The sequence below is a fragment of the Hyphomicrobium sp. genome (assembly GCF_019753045.1).
Taxonomy (GTDB): Bacteria; Pseudomonadota; Alphaproteobacteria; order Rhizobiales; family Hyphomicrobiaceae; genus Hyphomicrobium_B.
In genome coordinates, this window is sequence record NZ_JAIELN010000014.1 from 57092 (window position 1) to 77835 (window position 20744).

17 protein-coding genes are annotated in these 20744 nt (G+C 61.2%); 14 read left to right on the top strand and 3 right to left on the bottom strand.

The annotated features are described in order from the left end of the window. Positions 1-56: 56 nt before the first annotated feature. On the bottom strand, positions 57-3818 hold the full coding sequence (locus K2Q04_RS15980; protein WP_291165693.1) for a vitamin B12-dependent ribonucleotide reductase: 3762 nt from the start codon (positions 3816-3818) through the stop codon (positions 57-59). A 684-nt stretch (positions 3819-4502) separates the two neighbouring features. Here K2Q04_RS15980 and K2Q04_RS15985 point away from each other — a divergent pair. Together K2Q04_RS15985 and K2Q04_RS15990 are read left to right on the top strand one after the other, a co-directional pair. Beyond that, positions 4503-4901: an NADH:ubiquinone oxidoreductase subunit NDUFA12 gene (locus K2Q04_RS15985; RefSeq protein ID WP_291165694.1), complete on the top strand. Its 399-nt coding sequence runs from the start codon at positions 4503-4505 to the stop codon at positions 4899-4901. Between the two features lie 175 nt (positions 4902-5076). Next, positions 5077-5568 carry a DUF2155 domain-containing protein gene (locus K2Q04_RS15990; protein ID WP_291165915.1) on the top strand — a complete coding sequence of 164 codons (492 nt, stop codon included), beginning with the start codon at positions 5077-5079 and terminating at the stop codon, positions 5566-5568. Positions 5569-5601: 33 nt separating this feature from the next. Here K2Q04_RS15990 and hemB read toward each other — a convergent pair whose 3' ends face one another. Both hemB and K2Q04_RS16000 read right to left on the bottom strand, forming a co-directional pair. After that, entirely contained in the window at positions 5602-6639 is a 1038-nt protein-coding gene (hemB, locus tag K2Q04_RS15995) for a porphobilinogen synthase (protein ID WP_291165695.1), read from the bottom strand. 161 nt (positions 6640-6800) lie between these two features. Beyond that, a complete protein-coding gene (locus K2Q04_RS16000; protein WP_291165696.1) occupies positions 6801-8012 on the bottom strand; it encodes an extensin family protein in 1212 nt (403 codons plus the stop codon). Positions 8013-8270: 258 nt separating this feature from the next. On the opposite strand from K2Q04_RS16000, the gene K2Q04_RS16005 reads away from it, so the two are divergent. From K2Q04_RS16005 to thiL, 12 genes are all read left to right on the top strand, one after another. Next, positions 8271-9386 carry an enoyl-CoA hydratase/isomerase family protein gene (locus K2Q04_RS16005; protein WP_291165697.1) on the top strand — a complete coding sequence of 372 codons (1116 nt, stop codon included), beginning with the start codon at positions 8271-8273 and terminating at the stop codon, positions 9384-9386. Between the two features lie 235 nt (positions 9387-9621). Next, the gene (locus K2Q04_RS16010; protein WP_244531226.1) at positions 9622-10113 is read left to right on the top strand and encodes a winged helix DNA-binding protein; all 492 of its coding nucleotides are present in this window, start codon (positions 9622-9624) and stop codon (positions 10111-10113) included. Positions 10114-10345: 232 nt separating this feature from the next. After that, complete coding sequence (locus tag K2Q04_RS16015; RefSeq protein WP_291165698.1) at positions 10346-11686, top strand: L,D-transpeptidase family protein; 1341 nt, start codon at positions 10346-10348, stop codon at positions 11684-11686. Between the two features lie 246 nt (positions 11687-11932). Continuing rightward, complete coding sequence (hemA, locus tag K2Q04_RS16020) at positions 11933-13165, top strand: 5-aminolevulinate synthase (RefSeq protein WP_291165699.1); 1233 nt, start codon at positions 11933-11935, stop codon at positions 13163-13165. A gap of 197 nt (positions 13166-13362) precedes the next feature. Beyond that, positions 13363-14664, top strand: a complete 1302-nt coding sequence (gene glyA / locus K2Q04_RS16025) for a serine hydroxymethyltransferase (RefSeq protein ID WP_291165700.1) — start codon at positions 13363-13365, stop codon at positions 14662-14664. Between the two features lie 339 nt (positions 14665-15003). After that, a complete protein-coding gene (gene nrdR, locus K2Q04_RS16030; protein ID WP_291165701.1) occupies positions 15004-15531 on the top strand; it encodes a transcriptional regulator NrdR in 528 nt (175 codons plus the stop codon). 9 nt (positions 15532-15540) lie between these two features. Continuing rightward, positions 15541-16659, top strand: coding sequence for a bifunctional diaminohydroxyphosphoribosylaminopyrimidine deaminase/5-amino-6-(5-phosphoribosylamino)uracil reductase RibD (gene ribD, locus K2Q04_RS16035; RefSeq protein ID WP_291165702.1), 1119 nt, complete (start codon positions 15541-15543; stop codon positions 16657-16659). A gap of 24 nt (positions 16660-16683) precedes the next feature. Further along, positions 16684-17277, top strand: a complete 594-nt coding sequence (locus K2Q04_RS16040) for a riboflavin synthase (protein ID WP_092867404.1) — start codon at positions 16684-16686, stop codon at positions 17275-17277. Continuing rightward, complete coding sequence (gene ribB / locus K2Q04_RS16045; RefSeq protein ID WP_291165703.1) at positions 17277-18428, top strand: 3,4-dihydroxy-2-butanone-4-phosphate synthase; 1152 nt, start codon at positions 17277-17279, stop codon at positions 18426-18428. The genes K2Q04_RS16040 and ribB overlap by 1 nt, the downstream gene beginning before the upstream one ends. Before the next feature lie 8 nt (positions 18429-18436). After that, positions 18437-18940 (top strand): 6,7-dimethyl-8-ribityllumazine synthase, encoded by a 504-nt coding sequence (gene ribH / locus K2Q04_RS16050; RefSeq protein WP_291165704.1) that lies wholly within the window; start codon positions 18437-18439, stop codon positions 18938-18940. After that, positions 18937-19434 (top strand): transcription antitermination factor NusB, encoded by a 498-nt coding sequence (gene nusB, locus K2Q04_RS16055; protein WP_291165705.1) that lies wholly within the window; start codon positions 18937-18939, stop codon positions 19432-19434. Before ribH ends, nusB begins: the two co-directional genes overlap by 4 nt. A 33-nt stretch (positions 19435-19467) precedes the next feature. After that, positions 19468-20505 (top strand): thiamine-phosphate kinase, encoded by a 1038-nt coding sequence (gene thiL / locus K2Q04_RS16060; protein WP_291165706.1) that lies wholly within the window; start codon positions 19468-19470, stop codon positions 20503-20505. Positions 20506-20744 lie beyond the last annotated feature (239 nt).

The window sequence follows — 20744 nt, forward strand, 5'->3', positions numbered from 1 at the left end:
ATACTCAATCACATTGATCTCCAGCCGCGTTCTAGCTCGCTATCTGCATCCACTCATCAAGAACACCCGCTCGTGCTTCCACACGTGTCACACTTCAAGCACGTGCCGTTCCGCACCATCGTGAAGTTGTGGCACTCGCTGCACGAGACGCCTTCATAACCGCGCAACTTCGCTTCCGAGACGCGCTGCTTGAAGATCTCCGACTTCGTCAGAACCGGCGATGAAGATGCAACGGCGTGCATCTCTTCGCTGACCGAGGCGAGGGCGGTAGCGCCATGCGTCAGCGTCTGCTCCACAAACCGCGAACTGACGTCGATGCTGCTCTTGCTCTGAATGGCGGCGGCGCTGAGAGACGAAGCTTTCAGTCCGCTCTGAGTCGTGCTGCTGGCAAGCCGAACGATCGGATTGCCGCGAACAAGACCCTTCGACACGTTCTTCATGACGGCTTCCGGCAGATCGAGTGCGAGCTGCTCATCCGTCGTATCGTCGCTCGAACCGAGCCCCGTCTCGCCGACGATCTCACGCGGGTCGACGTGGGCCAGATCATGACGGCCGAGGTAGGACACGGCGAGTTCGCGGAAGATGTAGTCGAGGATCGACGTCGCGTTCTTGATCGTCTCGTTGCCCTGCACGAGGCCCGCCGGTTCGAAGCGCGTGAAGGTGAAGGCCTCCACGTACTCTTCGAGCGGCACGCCGTACTGCAGGCCGAGCGAGATGGCGATGGCGAAGTTGTTCATCAACGACCGGAAGGCGGCGCCTTCCTTGTGCATGTCGATGAAGATTTCGCCGAGACGTCCGTCGTCGTATTCGCCGGTGCGGAGGTACACTTTGTGGCCGCCGACGGCAGCTTTCTGCGTGTAACCCTTGCGCCGTCCAGGAAGCTTGGCGCGATCCTGCGAGGATGCTTCCTCTTTCACGTAGACGATGCGTTCGACGATCTTCTCGACGATCTTTTCCGTAACCGCTGCCGTGCGCGCCGCCATCGGCTGAGACATCAGCGCGTCGGCGGCCTCTTCCGCGTCATCAACGTCGTCGCCCAGAACCTGGCTGTTCAACGGCTGCGAGAGCTTCGAGCCGTCGCGGTAAAGCGCGTTGGCCTTGAGCGCCAGCTTCCACGACAGCATGTAGGACTGCTTGCAATCATCCACCGTCGCATCGTTCGGCATGTTGATCGTCTTCGAGATGGCGCCCGAGATGAACGGCTGCGACGCCGCCATCATGCGGATGTGGCTCTCGACCGAAAGGTAACGCTTGCCTTTCTTGCCGCACGGGTTGGCGCAATCGAAGATCGGCAGATGCTCGGGCTTCAGATGCGGCGCACCTTCGAGCGTCATCGCTCCGCAGACGTGCTCGTTCGCGGCGTCGATGTCCTTCTTCGAGAAGCCGAGATGCGCGAAGAGATCGAACGTCGGATCGTTGAGTTTGTCGGCCGGTACGCCGAGCGTCTCGGTCAGGAAGGCATCGCCGAGCGTCCAGCGGTTGAACACGAACTTGATGTCGAATGCCGTGCCGAGGCTCTTTTCGATCTTGGCAAGCGCTTCATCCGTGAACCCGCGGGCCTTGAGCGTCTGGGTGTTGATGCCAGGCGCCTGCTTCAGAGACCCATGACCGACCGCATAGACCTCGATCTCTGCAATCTGGCTTTCCCGGTAGCCGACGGCGCGCAGCGCTTCCGGCACGGACTGGTTGATGATCTTGAAGTAGCCGCCGCCCGCAAGCTTCTTGAACTTGACGAGCGCGAAATCGGGCTCGATGCCGGTCGTGTCGCAGTCCATGACGAGGCCGATCGTACCGGTCGGCGCGACGACGGTCGCCTGCGCGTTGCGATACCCGTGCTCCTGCCCGAGCTCGAGCGCGTTATCCCAAGCACGCTTCGCGGCTTCACCGAGGCGCGCGTCTGTCAACGAGCCGTGGTCGAGCGGAACCGGCGCGGTCGCGAGCTTCTCGTACAACTCGGTTTCACCGTGTGCCGCCCGGCGATGGTTGCGCATCACGCGCAGCATGTCCTGCGCGTTCGGCCCGTATCCTGGGAACGGTCCGAGTTCGGCCGACATCTCGGCGCTCGTCGCGTAGGAAACACCGGTCATGATCGCGGAGATCGCGCCGCAGATCGCGCGGCCCTCAGCCGAGTCGTAAGGGATGCCCTCCGACATCAGCAATCCGCCGATGTTCGCGAAGCCGAGGCCGAGCGTGCGGTAACGGTAGCTGAGCTCGGCGATCTGGCGCGACGGGAACTGCGCCATCAGCACCGAAATTTCGAGCACGATCGTCCAGATGCAGCAGCCGTGCTCATAAGCTTCGATGTCGAACGACTTATCTTCGCGGCGGAAGCGCAAGAGATTGAGCGACGCGAGGTTGCACGCCGTATCGTCGAGGAACATGTATTCCGAGCACGGATTCGAGGCGCGGATCGGCCCCGACTGCGGGCACGTGTGCCAGTCGTTGATCGTGGTGTGGAACTGGATGCCGGGATCGGCCGAAGCCCACGCCGCAAAGCCGATCTGCTCCCAAAGGTCCTGGGCGCGTATCGTCTTCGTCACTCTGTTCCCGAGACGGGAGCGCAGCTGCCAGTCCTTGTCGTCGGCAACGGCGTTGAGGAATTCGTCGGTGACGCGCACCGAGTTGTTCGAGTTCTGCCCGGCGACCGTCAGGTAGGCTTCGCTATCCCAATCGGTGTCGTAGGTGTCGAACGTGATGTCCTTGTAGCCCTGCTTCGCGAACTGGACGACGCGCAGGATGTAGTTCTGCGGAACGCCGTCGCGCTTGGCTTCGCGGATGGCGATCTTAAGCTTCGGATTTTTCGTCGGCTCGAAGCAGGCATCACCCTCGGCTTCGCAGTTGACGCAAGCCTTCATCACGGCCTTGAGCCGCTTCTGGCAGATCTTGGAACCCGTGACGAGGGCGGCGACCTTCTGCTCCTCGCGCACCTTCCAGGTGATGTATTCCTCGATATCGGGATGATCGACGTCGACGACGACCATCTTGGCCGCGCGGCGCGTCGTGCCGCCCGACTTGATGGCGCCTGCCGCCCGGTCGCCGATTTTCAGGAAGCTCATCAGACCCGACGAACGTCCGCCGCCCGAAAGCTTTTCATTGGCGCCGCGCAGCGACGAGAAGTTGGAACCCGTGCCGGAGCCGTACTTGAAGAGGCGTGCTTCGCGGACCCAGAGGTCCATGATGCCGCCCTCGTTGACGAGGTCGTCGGCAACCGACTGGATGAAGCAGGCGTGTGGCTGCGGGTGCTCATAGGCGGACGTCGAGTTGACGAGTTCTCCCGTCTGATAATCGACGTACATATGGCCCTGGCCAGGCCCGTCGATGCCGTAGGCCCAGTGCAGGCCGGTGTTGAACCACTGCGGCGAGTTCGGCGCCGCCATCTGCATCGCGAGCATATAGCGAAGCTCGTCGAAGAAGGCCTGAGCGTCGTCCTCGGATGTGAAATAGCCGCCCTTCCAGCCCCAATAGGTCCACGTGCCGGCGAGGCGATCGAATACTTGGCGCGCATCCGTCTCACCGCCGAAGCGTTCGTTTTCGGGAAGCTCCGCAAGTGCGGCTTCATCGGGAGCCGAACGCCAGAGCCACGAGGGAACCTGCGTTTCTTCGCAACGCCTCAAGCGGCGCGCAACGCCGGCTTTGCGGAAGTACTTCTGCGCGAGGATGTCTGCTGCAACCTGGCTGAACTGCTCTGGAACGTCGAAGCCATCGAGTTTGAAAACGATCGAGCCGTCGGGGTTCTTGATTTCGGACGTCGCACGGCGGAACGGGATCGAGGCATAAGGCGAGAGTCCGGCTTCAGTGAAACGCCGCGTAATCTTCATATGTAAGTGCCCCCGAGATTTCGCAGCAAACGGACGCTCGTCCGCTTGCCGTATGGAATGATTGCCTTGCGCTGGACCCTGCTTTCCGGCGCTTCGGCGTGATGACGACGCATGACTGAGACGCACACAACTTGCCGCGTTTAGAGCGCGCACTTCTCCGCGCCAGCGACGACGGCCAATGGCCGCAATCCGCCGGCGTTCTGCCGACCACAAAGGTGTTTGGTGGCGACGAGGTGCTCGTGCGCTACGCTGGACGCGACAGGAAATAACGCTCCGAAATGCTTAGTCTCAACTCGACGATGGCTTGGTCCACAGCTTCCCCTCGGACTGTCGCACGCTCGCCGAACACTCATCAAAGGTAGGACGATTCGATCCGCTCGTCACGCTTTCTGGGATATATATTGGGGTAGCAGCCGCAACACATACTATATCTTGTGCTGTTAGTAATTTTGAGCGGATGGCGCTTTTCGCGCTGATTTCCGTATGTTTCAGGCTGGTTCTAAGTCATTGACCATGTGGATGAGCCGGGATTTCTCGATTTTGCTCACCCTGAAGACCCGGAGCTTAGTGCGATTCCGCACAGTCGCTGTTGCCCGGCTGCATCTCCTTCCTACAGTCTGGACATAAGGCCCGCGGTGCAGCTAAGTCGAAACAGAGGCGCGGCGGGAAAAGGACCTTCAAGACATGGGCTTACTCAGCGAAATCTTCAGCTGGTGGGGTGGAAATACCTGGGGAACCAGACTTTTCACGCTGCGGAAGGGCAAGCAGGTCGGCCAGGACGAATTTGGAAACCGCTACTACGTCCAAAAGTCTGGCGTCGGACCGCTCGGTGTGCCCGCGCGCTGGGTCATATATCCGAAGCTTTCCGAGGCGAGCCAGGTACCGGCCGATTGGCACGGCTGGCTTCATTACACCGTCGATACGATCCCGACCGACGAGCGCTATCATCCCCGCCCGTGGCAGAAGCCGCACCAGCCGAATCTGACCGGAACGCCGCAGGCGTACCGCCCGAAAGGCTCGATCTTGGGTAAAGGCGAGCGCGCCAAGTCGACCAGCGATTACAAGGCGTGGAAGCCGCACTGACCGCCTGACCGAAAATTCGCCCGCTTTGAGGCTCAATCGAGAGCCTCCGCCGGGCAGCGCCCCCTCACTGGATTCTGAATTGAGAAAGCCGTTGCTTTTGAATTTTGCGCTGAGCGTACGGCTTAACCGTCGCGGAGCGGCCCTGACGTCGCTGACGCTTTTGCTCGCAGGCGCAATGAGCGCGGCGACGGCGCCCGCCAAGGCCGATCGCATCGAAAATCAGGTTGCCGTCTTTTCCGCGCTCGACAAGGTGACGGCGCACATTTCGAAATTCGAGGTGGCGCTGGGCGAAACGGCGACGTTCGGCGCGCTCAAGATCACGCCGCGCGCCTGCTACTCGCGCCCGCCGACGGAAGAGCCGAAGACGACGACGTTCGTCGAGATCGATGAAACGCAGCTCGACGGCTCGGAAAAGCGAATTTTCACGGGCTGGATGTTCGCCGAGAGCCCCGGCATCTATGGCCTCGAGCATCCGACCTATGACGTCTGGTTGACCGAGTGCAATAAGCCGGCGCGCACGATCGTCGAGCAGAAGCCCGTCACGCCCGAGACCGCTCCGGCCGACGCACCCGCGACCGCCGAAGGCCAGCAACCGCCGGATGCGGGCTATCAAGACAACGGCGAACCGCCTCCCGACCAAGACTACCGCCGCCGCGTCCGCCGCTAGTTTGCCATCGCCGTCATACTCGGACGAACGCTGCTAGTCCGCGAGCAGCCGCGCTGCCTTCGGTGCGAAATACGTGAGAACGCCCGATGCTCCCGCGCGTTTGAAGGCGAGCAGGCTTTCGAGCATCGTCTTGTCCGGATCGAGCCAGCCCTTTTCGAAGGCCGCGGCAAGCATCGCGTACTCGCCGGAGACTTGATACGCGAACGTGGGTACCCCGAACGTCTCCGACACGCGACGCACGACATCGAGGTAGGGCATGCCGGGCTTTACCATCACCATGTCTGCGCCCTCGTCGAGATCGATGGCGACTTCGCGCAGCGCTTCTTCGGTATTCGCGGGGTTCATCTGATAGGTGCGCTTGTCGCCCTTCAGAAGTCCCGACGACCCGACCGCGTCGCGGAATGGGCCGTAGAACGCGCTCGCATACTTCGCGGCATACGACATGATTTGCGTGTTCTTGAATCCGTTTCCTTCGAGCGCGCTGCGAATGACGCCGATGCGCCCGTCCATCATGTCGGACGGCGCTAGAACGTCCGCACCGGCTTCCGCCTGCACGAGCGCTTGCTTGACGAGGGCCGCATTTGTTTCGTCGTTCACGATCTCGTCGCCGACGAGAAGGCCGTCATGCCCGTGGCTCGTGTAGGGATCGAGAGCGACGTCGAGGATGACGCCGAGATCGAGGTTTTGAGCCTTGATCGCGCGCGTCGCGCGGCAAACCAGATTGTCCGGATTGAAAGCTTCGGCGGCATCCTCGCTGCGCTTTTTCGGATCGGTGAAAGGAAAGAGCGCGATAGCCGGAATGCCGAGATCGACGGCGTGCTTCGCGGCTTCGACGATGAGGTCGACGCTCAGCCGTTCGACGCCCGGCATGGACGCGACAGGCGTGCGGTGCGCAGCGCCGTCGACGACGAACATCGGCCAGATCAGATCGGCAGGCGACAATTGGTGTTCGGCGACGAGCCGGCGAGACCACGAGGCCTTTCGGTTACGGCGCATACGGATCGCCGGAAAGCCGCCGGAAAGCGTCTCTGTTTCGGGGGCGGGGGTCGGTTGGCGTGTACGGGAGGACATGAACAAGTTTCCTGGGCAGAAGCAGCGAATTCTGCGCCGCTCGAATTTCGGCCGACAATGGACACGAGCCGCGCCTCGGCGCAAGCGGCCGGACGAACCGCAGATGTGCCGTCAGGGATGACAGCGATGCAGGGCTGGAATGCCGCCGCCCGCAAAGTCCGCTAATCGCAGATTTTGGTAAACTTGCGCTGCGCCATATCGATGTGGAAATGGTTCCGGTGATCCTCGTTCGCTTCCGGCCCAAGCGTCGTTCCGAAGATACGGCATGCGGCCGTGTGTGCCTCGCGCAGGAACGCCTTGATCTCGGGGTCCGGATTGGACGTCGAACGCGCGCCCACCTGCGACGTTTTCTGAACCGACGAGCCCTTTTTGGCAGGCTTCACGAGTGGGCCGCCAAGTTTGTTCGCGACGACCGGATCGGACGTTGCCAACGTCGGCGTTGCGACGATCTCCGCATCCCCGACGCCGTCGATGATTGTCGAACGCGCGAGCGACGTAACAGCCGCTCCCGCGGTTGACGGCAGAGCCGACGCGAGCGCGGCCTGAGCCGGATTGGCCGCGATGGCCGTTCCCGCGGCCTTGGCAGCCGCTTCCTCTGCGGCGCGCTGCTCGGCGGCAGCCTCGGCCAAAATTTGGCGTTGTGGCTTCCCCCAATCCTGAAGCACATCGGCCGTTTTCGTCGACGCCGTTACGAAGCCGCCGATATCGAGCGCATTCGCCAATCCGTGCTCGCTGAGCTTCGTCTTCTTGCGGCCGTAAGCGTTGCGGCACGAATAGGAGCTCATCGTCTGGATCGTGATGATTTCGGATTTGAGGTGCTTGCGAGCGAGCGGCTGCACATCGCCTTCGAACCAATTGACCAGAGACTCAGCGAGATCGCAGGTGACGATCGCCGGCGGCGATAACGCGACTTGGGGGTTCTGACCGATACTGATGAGTTCGATGGGAGCAGGCGTCCCGCAGGCACCCTCCTTGATCGGCTCATGCGGCATGGCGACGGCGTGGATGCGCTTGAGTACGACCGCGCAGTGCGCCTTGGCATCCGCGATCTCCGCTGCGGACCACGTCGGGGGCGCTTTCGGCGCAGGTTCGGCGGCAGTCTTCGCCGGATCGGCTGGCTTTCCGCCATCCTCCGGCTTCTGAGCAGCTGGATTGGCCTTCGCAGCGTCTGATGCAGCTTGAGCGGGCGGCGCCTGAGAAGCGGGCTCGGCGGTGGAAGTCGCTTCCGCTGCGGGGTGCTTTGCCTTTTGCTTAGCCTGAGCATCAGCTGGCATTTCGCCAACAAGCAATGAAGCGACGAAAATGGCGGTGGTTGCGATCTTCCGAAGGCGCGACGGTCTGGTGTCGTGCCCCGCGCTGGGGGATGTCGTCATTTCTGTCTGTACATCCTTCACGGCCGCTCTACAAAGTCGACGCGAGCGTTGATCTTGGCGGGAACCTGAATATTCCAGAATTCCCTTTTCAGGCCAAGCTCATACTGACCTCGGCCGTTGATCCGATCGGGGATACGGCACGCGTCTGGAGTGTGGAAGACGATTCCATAGCCGCAAAATATGGCGAGTTCGTATGAAACAAGCCATAGCATCGAATTTCACAACCGAGTCGCGCCAGCGATACTTACCGAGCATGCAGTGAACCAGCACAACACCGATCTCAAAACATCGACAGTCGGACAGTCTCCGAAGATCATTGCGGACCGATCGCAGGCGCTGCAGACGTTCACGCTGAACAGGCCGAACGCACTCAACGCCCTCGACGATGAGATGTGCCGGACGTTGAGCAGCGCCATCCCGACCGTTGCTCGCAATCCCGACGTCTACATCGTCGCGCTTCTCTCGAATAATCCGCGGGCCTTCTGTGCCGGTGGTGACGTCCGGGCGCTGTCCGTTGCTGCAAAGGACGATATCGAGACCGCGAAGAGCTATCTCCGCACCGAGTACTCGCTCAACTGGCTTCTCGAATGCTTTTCCAAGCCGACGGTATCGTTCATCGATGGGCTCTGCATGGGCTCGGGCGCCGGCTTGACCGCCTACAATACGCATCGCATCGCCGGCGAAAATTTCAAATGGGCGATGCCCGAAACCAAGATCGGACTGTTCCCTGACGTCGGCATATCGCGCGTGCTGGCGAAAATGCCGTGGCCCATCGGAATCTATTTGGGTCTTACGGGCCGCGCGATCGGACGCGCCGATGCGCAATGGCTAGGTCTCGTTACGCACTGCATTTCCGCGACGCATTTTCCCGGCATACTCGCGAAATTGAAAGACGCCGAACCCGTCGATCCCATGCTCGACGCCCTTAACGAAATTCAAGCTCCCGGCGATTTGCAAAAAGACCGGGGCCATATCATCGAGCATTTTTCCGAGCCGACGCTCCAAGGTATTCTGCGGTCGCTGACGAACGCGGAGGTAAAAGGCTCGGAGTGGGCGAAGAAGACGCTGGCGGATCTCGCGAAGTGTTCGCCGATATCGCTGGCCATTACGATCCGCCATATTCAATCGGCGCTTTCGTTTGATATACGTCAAACACTCATCGAAGATTATCGTCTAGCTGTGCGCTGCATCGAGAACCACGATTTTCACGAAGGCGTTCGCGCGCTGCTCATCGACAAGGATGGCAGCCCAGCATGGAAACCAAATCGCTATGATGATAGTATTGCTGATGTAGTCGAAGCGTATTTTGCGCCATTGCCAGGGGCAGAGCTCGAATTGCCGAAGAGAACTGAGATGCAGGCAGCGCGAGTTTAAAAAATCTGGCGATATTGTTGTTAATTGTCGTCGCTGCGTTAGGACGATAGTTACCAATCCGGAGAAATCACCTGAATATTGGTTAAAAATTCATTCCAAACACACCCCCCTACTATTCTTTTACTATATCTATTTAGCCGAAATTCAGGCCTCCGAGTTATCAATTTGTCAAAACCCGGGCGAACCGGGTGGCGTCAAACAATTGCGAGGCAGGGTTATGAGTTTAGCGTACGATATGGCGCGTCACCGCGCGCCGGCCCAGGAAGAAGGGTTTCGCGGTGAATACCTTCAGGCGCTGCGTTTGATTGAGCGCCTGCATCGCCTTCTGCTCGACGTCATCAAGGACGAGTTTGATCGTCGTGGCGGAGCCGAACTCAACAGCGTGCAGGCATTGCTCCTTTACAACATCGGCGAGAGTGAGCTGACGGCAGGCGAGCTGAAGACCAGGGGTTACTACCTTGGGTCGAACGTGTCCTACAACCTGAAGAAGCTCGTCGACATGGGATACATCCACTACAAGCGGTCCGACACGGATCGCCGGTCGGTGCGTGTAAGCCTGACCGACAAGGGCCTCGAGGCACGGGACATCGTTTCGAAGCTCTATCTTCGTCAGCTGGGCTCGGTACAGACCGTCGGTGAAGTTTCCAACGAAGACGTCAAAGGCTTGAACAAGGCCCTGGTGCGCCTGGAACGCTTCTGGTCGGATCAGATCCGCTACCGCCTCTAAAAACGGCCGACGCCAATAACCTGCTGTTGAACGCCGTCGTTAGACGGGCGTTGAGGACCTCTCTGCATCCGCGGGAGAGGTCCTTTTTCGTTCGCGAAAAGGGCAGCGATGAGCGCCTGTGGACATGCCCACCTGCCGAAAGCCAGCCCGGCATCTATCCGATGTCAAATACTCGGATTTCAGATAGTGTAGCCCCAACGCAGGTTGGAATCGCAAGCGCCGGGGGACGGACGTGGGCTTGGGGGAACAGAAGCTTAGGGCAGGGATCGGCCTGTCAGGCCGGCTCGTAGCCAGCGTCCTGAGCATTGGATTCATTGCGATATCGGCTGCCGGTTGGACGGGATCCGGCGCTGCGGCGGCCCAGGGTTTCAGCTGGTTCAATTTTGGCTCCGGCAACGACGGTCCGTCCTACACGAGCAACCGGGCCGATCCAGACTTCGTCCGCGAATGGGAAGCCAACCCGCCCAAAGGTTACGCGACGCTCGCCAAGGCAAATATCGAAGCGACCAAGATGGCGGTCCGGCAGTACACGATGATCATCGGGAAGGGCGGCTGGCCGCAGATCCCCGAGCCCCCGCCGAAGACACCCCGTGACAGTCTCATGCAGTACGGGACAACCGATCCCGCTGTCGCATTGCTGCGCGCCCGCTTGGCGGCCTCAGGAGACCTGCGCAGCGGCAATACAACCTCCAACTATTTCGACAACGACCTCGAGAAGGCGCTTCAGCGGTTCCAGGCATCGAACGGCCTGACGCCAACGGGCATCGCCGACAAGAGGACGATCGCCGCCCTGAACGTACCCGCGGATGTGCGCCTGAAGCAGCTGAAGGTCAATCTGGTGCGCTTGCAGGAAGCCATTCCGACGACATCGAAGAGATACGTCGTCGTCAACATTCCGGCGGCACAGATCGAAGCCGTTCAGAACGGCGCAATCGTTGCCCGTTACGCAGGCGTCGTCGGCAAGCCCGAGCGTCCGACACCTCTTCTGCGCACGCCGATCACCGACCTCAACTTCAACCCGATGTGGCGTCTGCCGCCGACGGTCGTTTCGGAAGACCTGATTCCGCGCGGGCGCGAGATGCAGAAGAAAGGCCAGAACGTTCTGGTGAAGTTCGGCATCGACGCCTACGCAGGCGGCAAGAAAGTCGATCCGCAAAGCATCAACTGGGAGAAGGTGTCGCCGGGCACCTACACGTACAGCCAGCAGCCGGGCAAGGAGAACCCGCTCGGGTTCCTGAAGATCAACTTCGACAGCGCCCACTCCGTTTACATGCACGACACCCCGTCGGATCGCATCTTCGGCCGCAACTTCCGTTCCGAAAGCTCGGGCTGCATCCGCGTCCACAACATCGAAAACTTGGCGGCCTGGTTGCTCGCCGATCAGCAGGGTTGGAATGCCGACAGGATCGCGCAGCTGAAGGAGAAGGGGCAGCGCCTGGACGTTCGCTTAAAAAAGCCCGTTCAATTGTTATTTGTCTACATCAGCGCATGGGCGACCGAGGATGGAGTCGTGCAATTCCGGCGCGACATTTACCAGAAGGACGGCATCGGCGAAGTCGCAGCGTCCTATTAACGTCTCGATGCCACCTTACCGTCTCGATGGCATCATAACTTCTGGACGCGAGGGGCTGTTATGCACCTGTTGACTTGCGTCAAAGCGACAAGCTGCCAGAAACAGAAACTGCAATCTGAAAGGTCTTCTGGCCTGACCAAATTTTCATCCTCTGCGCGACGAAACGGCACTGGTCCTTTCAAGTCCACGGGTACATAAAAGGACTAAAATAATGAACGCCGTGCTTTAGGGAGCGGAAACCGACTGATGAACTACGAGCAGATGCTCTCGGACGCCCTCGATACAGTAAAGCGTGAGGGACGCTATCGGGTTTTCGCTGATGTGAAGCGCCGCAGAGGTGCCTTCCCCAAAGCTGATGTCGTCAAAGGTGAAGCTGCAAAGCAGATAACCGTTTGGTGCTCCAACGATTATCTCGGCATGGGCCAGCACCCGAAGGTGCTCGCGGCGATGCACGAGGCCATCGATCTCGTCGGCGCCGGTTCGGGCGGCACGCGCAACATCGCAGGCACCACCCATTACCACGTCGAACTCGAGCGCGAGCTTGCCGACCTCCACGGCAAGGAGATGGCACTTCTCTTCACGTCGGCGTTCGTCGCCAACGAGGCCGCGCTATCGACGCTCGCAACGCTCTTTCCCGGCTGCGTGATCTTTTCCGACGAGAAGAATCACGCGTCGATGATCGCGGGCATCCGCAACGGCCGCGGACCGAAGCAGATCTTCGCTCATAACGACCTCGCCGATCTGGAAGCGCGCCTGCAGAAAGTGCCGCGCGACACGCCGAAGATCATCGCCTTCGAGAGCGTCTATTCCATGGACGGTCACGTAGCGCCTATCGCGGCCATCTGCGATCTCGCGGAAAAGTACAACGCGCTGACGTATCTCGATGAGGTGCACGCGGTCGGGCTTTATGGCCCCCGTGGCGGCGGCGTCGCAGAGCGCGACGGCGTCATGCATCGCATCGATATCATCAATGGCACGCTCGCGAAGGGCTTCGGCGTCATGGGCGGCTACATTGCCGCGTCCAAGACGCTGTGCGACGCCATCCGGTCGTATGCACCGGGCTTCATCTTCACGACCTCGCTGGCGCCCGCTGTCGCGGCCGGCGCACTCGCGTCGATCCGCCATTTGAAGTCGAGCAACGTCGAGCGTGAGCAGCACCAGGAGCGCGCCCGCGCTCTGAAGCGGCGCCTCTCGGCTGCCGATTTCCCGGTCATTTCCGGGCCGAGCCACATCGTGCCGGTCCTCGTTGCCGACCCGGTGCGCTGCAAGGCGCTGACCGACGTGCTGCTCGATCGCTACGGTATCTACGTCCAACCGATCAACTATCCGACGGTTCCGCGTGGCACCGAACGGCTGCGGCTGACACCGTCGCCCCAGCACACCGACGCGGATATGGAGCATCTGGTCAATGCCCTGTCGGATCTCTGGTCTCAGTGCCCGCTGGCGCTGATGGAGAGCCTTGCCGAAGCGGCTGAGTAAGGCCCCACGGGAACGCCCGGAGAGGCACCCAGTTCAGTTGCGTTGCAATACCCGCAGCCCGCGCCCTTATTACGCGGGTGCGGATAGAGTTGAGCGCTGGCATAGTAGCTCGCAACTATGGTTGAAAGCCGGTCCGGGCTTGCTCCAAAGTGCCCGCCAGCGCTAAAAAAACGTTTCCCCAATTTAGAGGAAAGCCCATGTCGACTGCACCGGCAGCAACTTCGCAAACGTCGCGCTTTTTCAAGGCGCACCTTTCTGAAACCGATCCCGAAGTCTTCGGCGCTATCCAGAAGGAATTCGGACGCCAGCAGCACGAGATCGAGCTGATCGCTTCGGAGAATATCGTTTCCCAGGCCGTGCTCGATGCTGCAGGCTCGGTCCTGACGAACAAGTACGCGGAAGGCTATCCGGGCAAGCGCTATTACGGCGGCTGCCAGTACGTCGACATCGCGGAAGAGCTCGCGATCGACCGCGCCAAGAAGCTGTTCAACTGCGGCTTCGCCAACGTGCAGCCGAACTCGGGCAGCCAGGCGAACCAGGGCGTCTTCAATGCGCTTGCCAAGCCCGGCGACACCATCCTCGGCCTGTCGCTCGCAGCCGGCGGTCACTTGACCCACGGCGCGACCGTCAACCAGTCGGGCAAGTGGTTCAAGGCCGTGCACTACATGGTGAAGCCTGACACCCACCTCATTGACATGGACGAGGTGAAGAAGCTCGCGCACGAACACAAGCCGCGCATCATCATCGCCGGCGGTTCGGCCTATCCGCGCAAGATCGACTTCGCCGCGTTCCGCGCGATCGCCGATGAAGTCGGTGCGCACTTCCTCGTCGATATGGCGCACTTCGCCGGTCTCGTTGCGGCAGGCCTCATCCCGAGCCCGTTCCCGCACGCTCACGTCGTCACGACGACGACGCACAAGACGTTGCGCGGTCCGCGCGGCGGCATGATTCTGACGAACGACGAAGACATTGCGAAGAAGGTCAACTCAGCGATCTTCCCTGGCATCCAGGGCGGCCCGCTGATGCACGTCATCGCCGCAAAGGCCGTTGCATTCGGCGAAGCGCTGCGTCCCGACTACAAGGTCTACATCAAGGCCGTGATGGACAACGCCAAGGCGCTGGGTGAAGTGCTGGTGCAGAACGGCTTCGCGCTCGTCTCCGGCGGCACCGACACGCACGTCGTGCTCGTCGATCTCCGTCCGAAGAAGCTCACCGGCAACAAGGCCGAGAAGTCGCTCGAACGCGCTCACATCACCTGCAACAAGAACGGCATTCCGTTCGACCCCGAGAAGCCGATGGTGACGTCGGGCATCCGCCTGGGTTCGCCGGCCGGCACGACCCGCGGCTTCGGCGTCGCGGAATTCCAGGAGATCGGCCGTCTGATCACCGAAGTTCTCGAGGGCTTGGCGAAGAACGGCGAAGAGGGCAATGCCGCGGTCGAAGCCGCCGTCAAGGCAAAGGCGACGGCGCTCACCGATCGCTTCCCGATTTACGCCTAAGCTGAACTTAAGCCTGGGCCGAACGCCCGGTTCAATCGATCGAGAGCGCCGGATACGTCCGGCGCTCTTTTTGTTTGGGCATGAGAGCCCTTATGCTCGGCTGCAATGTGACACCGCTTCACGAGAAGCCGCATCGAACAGGCTGTAAGTAACGATAATCTCGCGTTTCGGGTTATGACGGGCAGATGCAGGTCTTTTCTCATTGTTGAAAACCTCCCCGTAGGCCATCTCGGGAATGTGTGCCGCGGGCGGAATCTGGCTTGTGGTTAAGACACCGTCAGTTTGAGCGGGAAAGAGGCGGCGCCGATAGGAGCGGTCGCCGATTGCGAGGAGCTAAGGATGCGCTGTCCATTTTGCGGAAGCGAGGATAGCCAGGTCAAAGACAGCCGGCCGTCGGATGAGAATGCCGCGATCAGGCGTCGGCGGATCTGCGCCGATTGCGGTGGTCGTTTCACCACATTCGAACGCGTCCAGCTTCGCGAGTTGACTGTCCTCAAGCGCTCGGGCCGCAAGGTCCTGTTCGATCGCGACAAGCTTTCGAAATCGATCTCGGTCGCGATGCGCAAGCGTCCGATCGAGCCCGAGCGGATCGACCGTCTCGTCTCGGGCCTCGTCCGGCAGCTCGAAAGCTCCGGCGAAACGGAAATAACATCTGCCGAAATCGGCGAGCTCGTCATGGCGGCCTTGCGCGAGCTCGATCCTGTGGCGTATGTGCGCTTCGCGTCCGTGTATCGCGATTTTCGCGATACCGCGGACTTTCATGCCGTCCTCCGCGAGCTCGCGAGCGATACCCCCGAGCCGCTCGATCTTAACGAGCGGTTCGGTACACCCGCTCTCGACAAGATCGTGAGCCAGAAGAAGCACTGAGCGGAGCCAATGTCGAGTTTCCAAAGTCGTGCGTTCGACGACGAGATGATGGAGATCGCGCTCCGTATGGCCGAGCGCGGACTTGGCGCAACGGCGCCGAACCCATCCGTCGGCGCCGTCATTGCCGACGAGGCCACAGGCGAGCTGATCTCGCGCGCGAGGACGGCGGACAAAGGCCGTCCGCATGCCGAAACGACCGCGATTGCAACGGCGGGAGAAAGAGCGTGCGGCGCCACGATTTACGTCACGCTTGAGCCGTGCTCGCATTACGGCCAGACGGGCCCGTGTGCCGATGCGATCGTAACGGCGGGACTGAAACGTGCGGTCGTCGCGATCGAAGATCCCGACCCCCGCGTCGCTGGCCGTGGTCTCGAACGGCTGAGAAACGCAGGAATTGAGGTCGTTCGGGGCGTCGGCGCTAACCGGGCGCGATGGCTGACGCGAGGCCACGTCGTTCGCATCACCGAGCGCCGGCCGCTCGTCACGCTGAAGCTCGCCGTCGACGAGAAGGGCGAGATCGCGCGCGGCTCGGGCTCCGCGCCTGTGTGGGTCACCGGTGAAAGAGCGCGCGCCCACGGCATGCTGCTGCGCAGTGAATTCGACGCGATCCTCGTCGGCAGCGCGACGGTCAGAGACGATGATCCGGAACTGACGTGCAGATTGCCGGGCCTGATAGGCCGCTCGCCCGTTCGCATCGTTCTTTCGCGCTCGCTCGATCTTTCACCGGGCGCGAAGCTGTTTCAGAGCGCAGCCAAAGTTCCGGTTTGGTTGATGACGGCTCAGGATGCCGATCCCGGAAGGAAAAGTGCGATCGCCGCCGGAGGCACGGACGTCGTCGACGTCGGCGTTGTCGGAAATACGCTGTGGCTGCCGTCGATCATGGAAGCGCTCGTTGCGCGCGGGATAACCCGGCTGCTCGTCGAAGGCGGCCCGGCGATCTGGCGCTCCTTCGCGGCCGCCTCTCTCGTCGACGAGATCGTTCTTTACATGGCCGGCAACCCGACCGATCTCGATGCACAGAATGTACTCTTGCGCTGGCTGGGCCCGCTCGGGATGACGCCCGTCGAACGGCGGACAATCGGCACCGATACGATGTGGCGGCTTCGTCGCCTAGCGGACAAGGCCTAGCGGACATGGAAGGACGCTGATCAGATGTTTACCGGATTGATTACGGATGTCGGCGAGGTGATCGCGAAATCGCCTGGCGGCTTCACTTTGAAAACGGCTTACGCGCTTAAGCCTGAAGAGACAGGGCTTTCAATCTGCTGCGACGGCGTATGTCTCACGGCGACGGCCATAACGCCGCGTGCTGATGGCGCCGAATTTTCGGTCGACGTTTCCAACGAGACGATGGCCAAGTCGACGCTCGGCAGCTGGCAACCCGGCAAGCGCGTCAATTTGGAACGATCCCTGCGGGCTGGCGATGAGCTCGGCGGCCACATCGTGTCCGGCCACGTCGACGGCGTCGCCAAAATCATCGCAATCACCCGCGATGGCGACAGCAAACGCTTTCTTTTGGAAGCGCCCGAGCATCTTTCCCGCTATATAGCTGCCAAGGGATCTGTTGCGTTGGATGGGACCTCCCTGACGGTCAACGAGGTTGCGGAAGCCCGTTTCGGCGTCAATCTCATTCCGCACAGCTTGACGGTTACGACCTGGGGCGCGAAAACCCCCGGCGATCTGGTCAATCTCGAAGTCGATGTATTCGCGCGCTACGTTGCGCGCCTGATGGAGTTTCGCCCATGATGTCGGGCACGACAAATTTGCAGTCCGCGGGCAGCAACAGCGCGCTCTCGCCGATCGAAGAGATCGTCGAGGAAATGCAGAACGGCCGGATGGTCATTCTCGTTGATGCCGAAGATCGCGAGAACGAGGGCGACCTCATCATCCCGGCGCAGATGGCGACACCCGACGCTATCAACTTCATGGCCAAGCACGGCCGTGGACTGATCTGCCTCGCGCTGACGCCGGCGCGTGCCCGGGAACTCAATCTCGATTTCATGGTGCGCACGAATGGCTCGCGCAACCGCACCGCCTTCACCCAATCGATCGAAGCGCGCGAAGGCATCTCGACCGGCATCTCTGCTTTCGACCGCGCTCGCACGATCTCGACGGCTATCGATCCGACGAAGAGTGCAGCCGACATCGTCTCGCCCGGTCACGTCTTTCCGCTGATCGCGCGCGACGGCGGCGTCCTCGTACGCGCGGGCCACACCGAAGCGTCGATCGATCTTGCGAAGCTCGCCGGTCTTTCGCCAGCCGCCGTCATCTGCGAAGTGATGAACGAAGACGGCACGATGGCGCGCATGGCAGACCTTGCCCGCTTCGCCAAGCACCATGACCTTAAGATCGGCGCCATCGAGGACCTGATCGCCTACCGGTTCAAGAACGATCGCATCGTCAAGCGCATCGCTCAAACGCCCGTCGAAACGACGACGGCCGGCAGCTTCGACCTGCACGTCTACGAGACGACGGTGGAGACCGGAGAGCATCTGGCGCTGGTCAAAGGCAACGTCTCCAAGGGCGGCCCTGTCCTGGTGCGCGTCCATGCCCTGAACGTGCTCCATGATGTGCTCGGCATTGACGGCCACACCGAGAGCGGCACGGTCATTGAGCAATCGATGCGCGCCATCGAAGCTGAAGGCCGCGGCGTCTTAGTTCTCATTCGAGACTTGCGTCCCAAATCCGTGTCTGATTGGGTGACGCGGAGAAACACACCGGGCGCGCTCGCAGACTTGAGCAAGGAACGGCGCCAAGTCGAAATCGGCGTCGGCTCGCAGATCCTTGCGGACCTTGGCGTCAAGGACATGGTGCTTCTCACGACACAACCGCAGCATGTCTACGTCGGCCTCGAAGCGTTCGGGCTGCGCGTGACCGGCACAAGAAAAATCGAGTAGCACGACACATGATTCAGAAAACCCCAGGAGCACCGCGGGACGAAAAGAGCGCGGCTCCAATTCGTGCGCACATTCTTTTCATCGAAGCGCGCTACTACGAAGACATCGCCGATCTGCTCATCGAGGGCGCTATCGCCGAGTGCAAAAAGCGCGGCGCCACCTACGAGCGGATTACCGTTCCGGGTGCGCTCGAGATTCCCCAGGTGTTGGCCGCCGCGGCAGACGCGCGCCAGGCCGGACGAACCGCGTTCGACGGTGCCGTCGCTCTCGGCTGCGTCATTCGCGGAGAAACCTCGCACTATGACATCGTGTGCAACAACGCGAACCACTGGATGATGGATGTGGCCATGCGCCAGAACATTCCGGTCGGCAATGCCATTCTCACCGTCGATACGCGCGAGCAGGCAGTGGCTCGCGCTGAAGGCGGCATTACAGGTAAAGGCGGCGATGCCGCGCGCGCATGCTTGCGGCTTATCGAGGCGAAGCGCGCTTTCTGGGAAACGACGGCATGACCGCCAAAGGCAAATCCAAGCTGGAGGAAATAACGCCTCGTACCGCAGCTCGGATTGCGGGCGTGCAGGCGCTCTATCAAATGGACATGGCGGGAACGGACGTCAATGACGTCATAGCCGAGTTCATCGAGCAGCGCTTTGAAGGCGATAATCGCGACGAAGTTCTGGCGACGGCTGACCGCGTTTTCTTCGCCGACATTCTGCGTGCGGTCCTGCGCCGGCAACGCGAAATCGACCCGATGATCGACGAGCAGCTTGCGATCGGCTGGAGCCTGATACGCGTCGATTCCATATTGCGCGCCATTCTCCGGGCAGGCGTTGCCGAGCTCGTTGACAGGGCCGACGTTCCGGCCCGCGTCGCCATCAACGAATACGTCAATGTCGCGCACGTCTTCTTCGACGACGAAGAACCCCGCGTGGTGAACGGCGTGCTCGACAAGATAGCGCGCAAGGTTCGAGGCCACGAATTCGTAAGGCGAGTAACGCCATCCTGAGGACGTAGCGCGCGAGCGCTGGGCTTGGAAAGCATGCCGCCAACGCACGCCAACGCGCCAGGATCAGAGGATCGGCCAGAAGATCGGATCGAAAGCGAAACCGATCTCGTGCAGACTTATTTGGCGCCGCTCGCGGCAGGTAGCCCGGGCGCATTCGGACTTCGCGACGACGCAGCACTGATCTCTCCCGAGCCCGGAACCGATCTCGTCGTCAGCAGCGATCCCATCATCGCGGGCGTGCATTTTTTCGTCGACGACGCGCCCGATGACGTCGCCTGGAAAGCCCTCGCGGTAAACGCCTCGGACATGGCTGCAAAGGGCGCAACACCGCTCGCCTATATTCTGACGCTCGCCCTCCCGGACGCGCCCACCCGCGCCTGGATGACGAGATTTTCCGATGGCCTCAGAAGCGCGCAGGAAAGCTTCGGCTGCCATCTCATCGGCGGCGATACGGACCGCACGCCCGGTCCGCTCTCGATCGGCATAACGATCTTCGGTGCGGTGCCGGCCGGTAGATTCGTCCCCCGCCAGGGAGCGGCAGCCGGCGACCACGTCTTCGTCACCGGAACCATTGGCGATGCGGCGCTCGGCCTTGCCGTCCGCAGAGATCCCTCGGTATTCGCCGGGGTCTTGAGCGACGACGAGCGCGCCTTCGTGCTCGGCCGCTATCTCCGGCCGCGCCCCCGGATCGCGCTCGCTGAAGCATTGCGAAATCATGCGTCCGCCGCGCTCGACGTTTCGGACGGCCTGTTGAAGGACCTTGCCCGGCTCGCCGGTCCGTCAGGAATTTCTCTCAGCCTTGGCTCCGTCCCCATGTCTCCGGCCGTCAGCGCCACGCTGGCCCATGACGCCGCGTTCGCCAGAACCATCCTGACAGGGGGCGATGACTATGAGCTGCTTGTTGCCGTCCCTCCCGCGTCCATCGCGGATTTCAAAACCGGCGCCGAGCAAGCGGGCATCGCGATCAGCCGTCTGGGTGTGCTCGATGCCGGGCGGAAACTTGAAATTCTCGACCAGCACGGAACGCCGATCGATTGGCGGCAGTTGGGCTACGACCATTTCTCCCGCTAGGCCGTAAACGCGCGGCGAAGCGGGGCCCGCCTGCAACACAGATCTGCATTTCGACCTCTGGCTGCGACGGGATTGGGTTGGTAGATCGTCACTCTTTGGCCATATGGGTGCTGGTACTTAAGTGGCTGAAAAGGCACGTGTGCTGCCACATAGACGAGCTGCGTCGAAATTCGAAAGCGTCGCCGGAAGAAGTTTTATAACTGGTACGCATCATTTAGCGGAAAGCCGGGCAAGCGGGA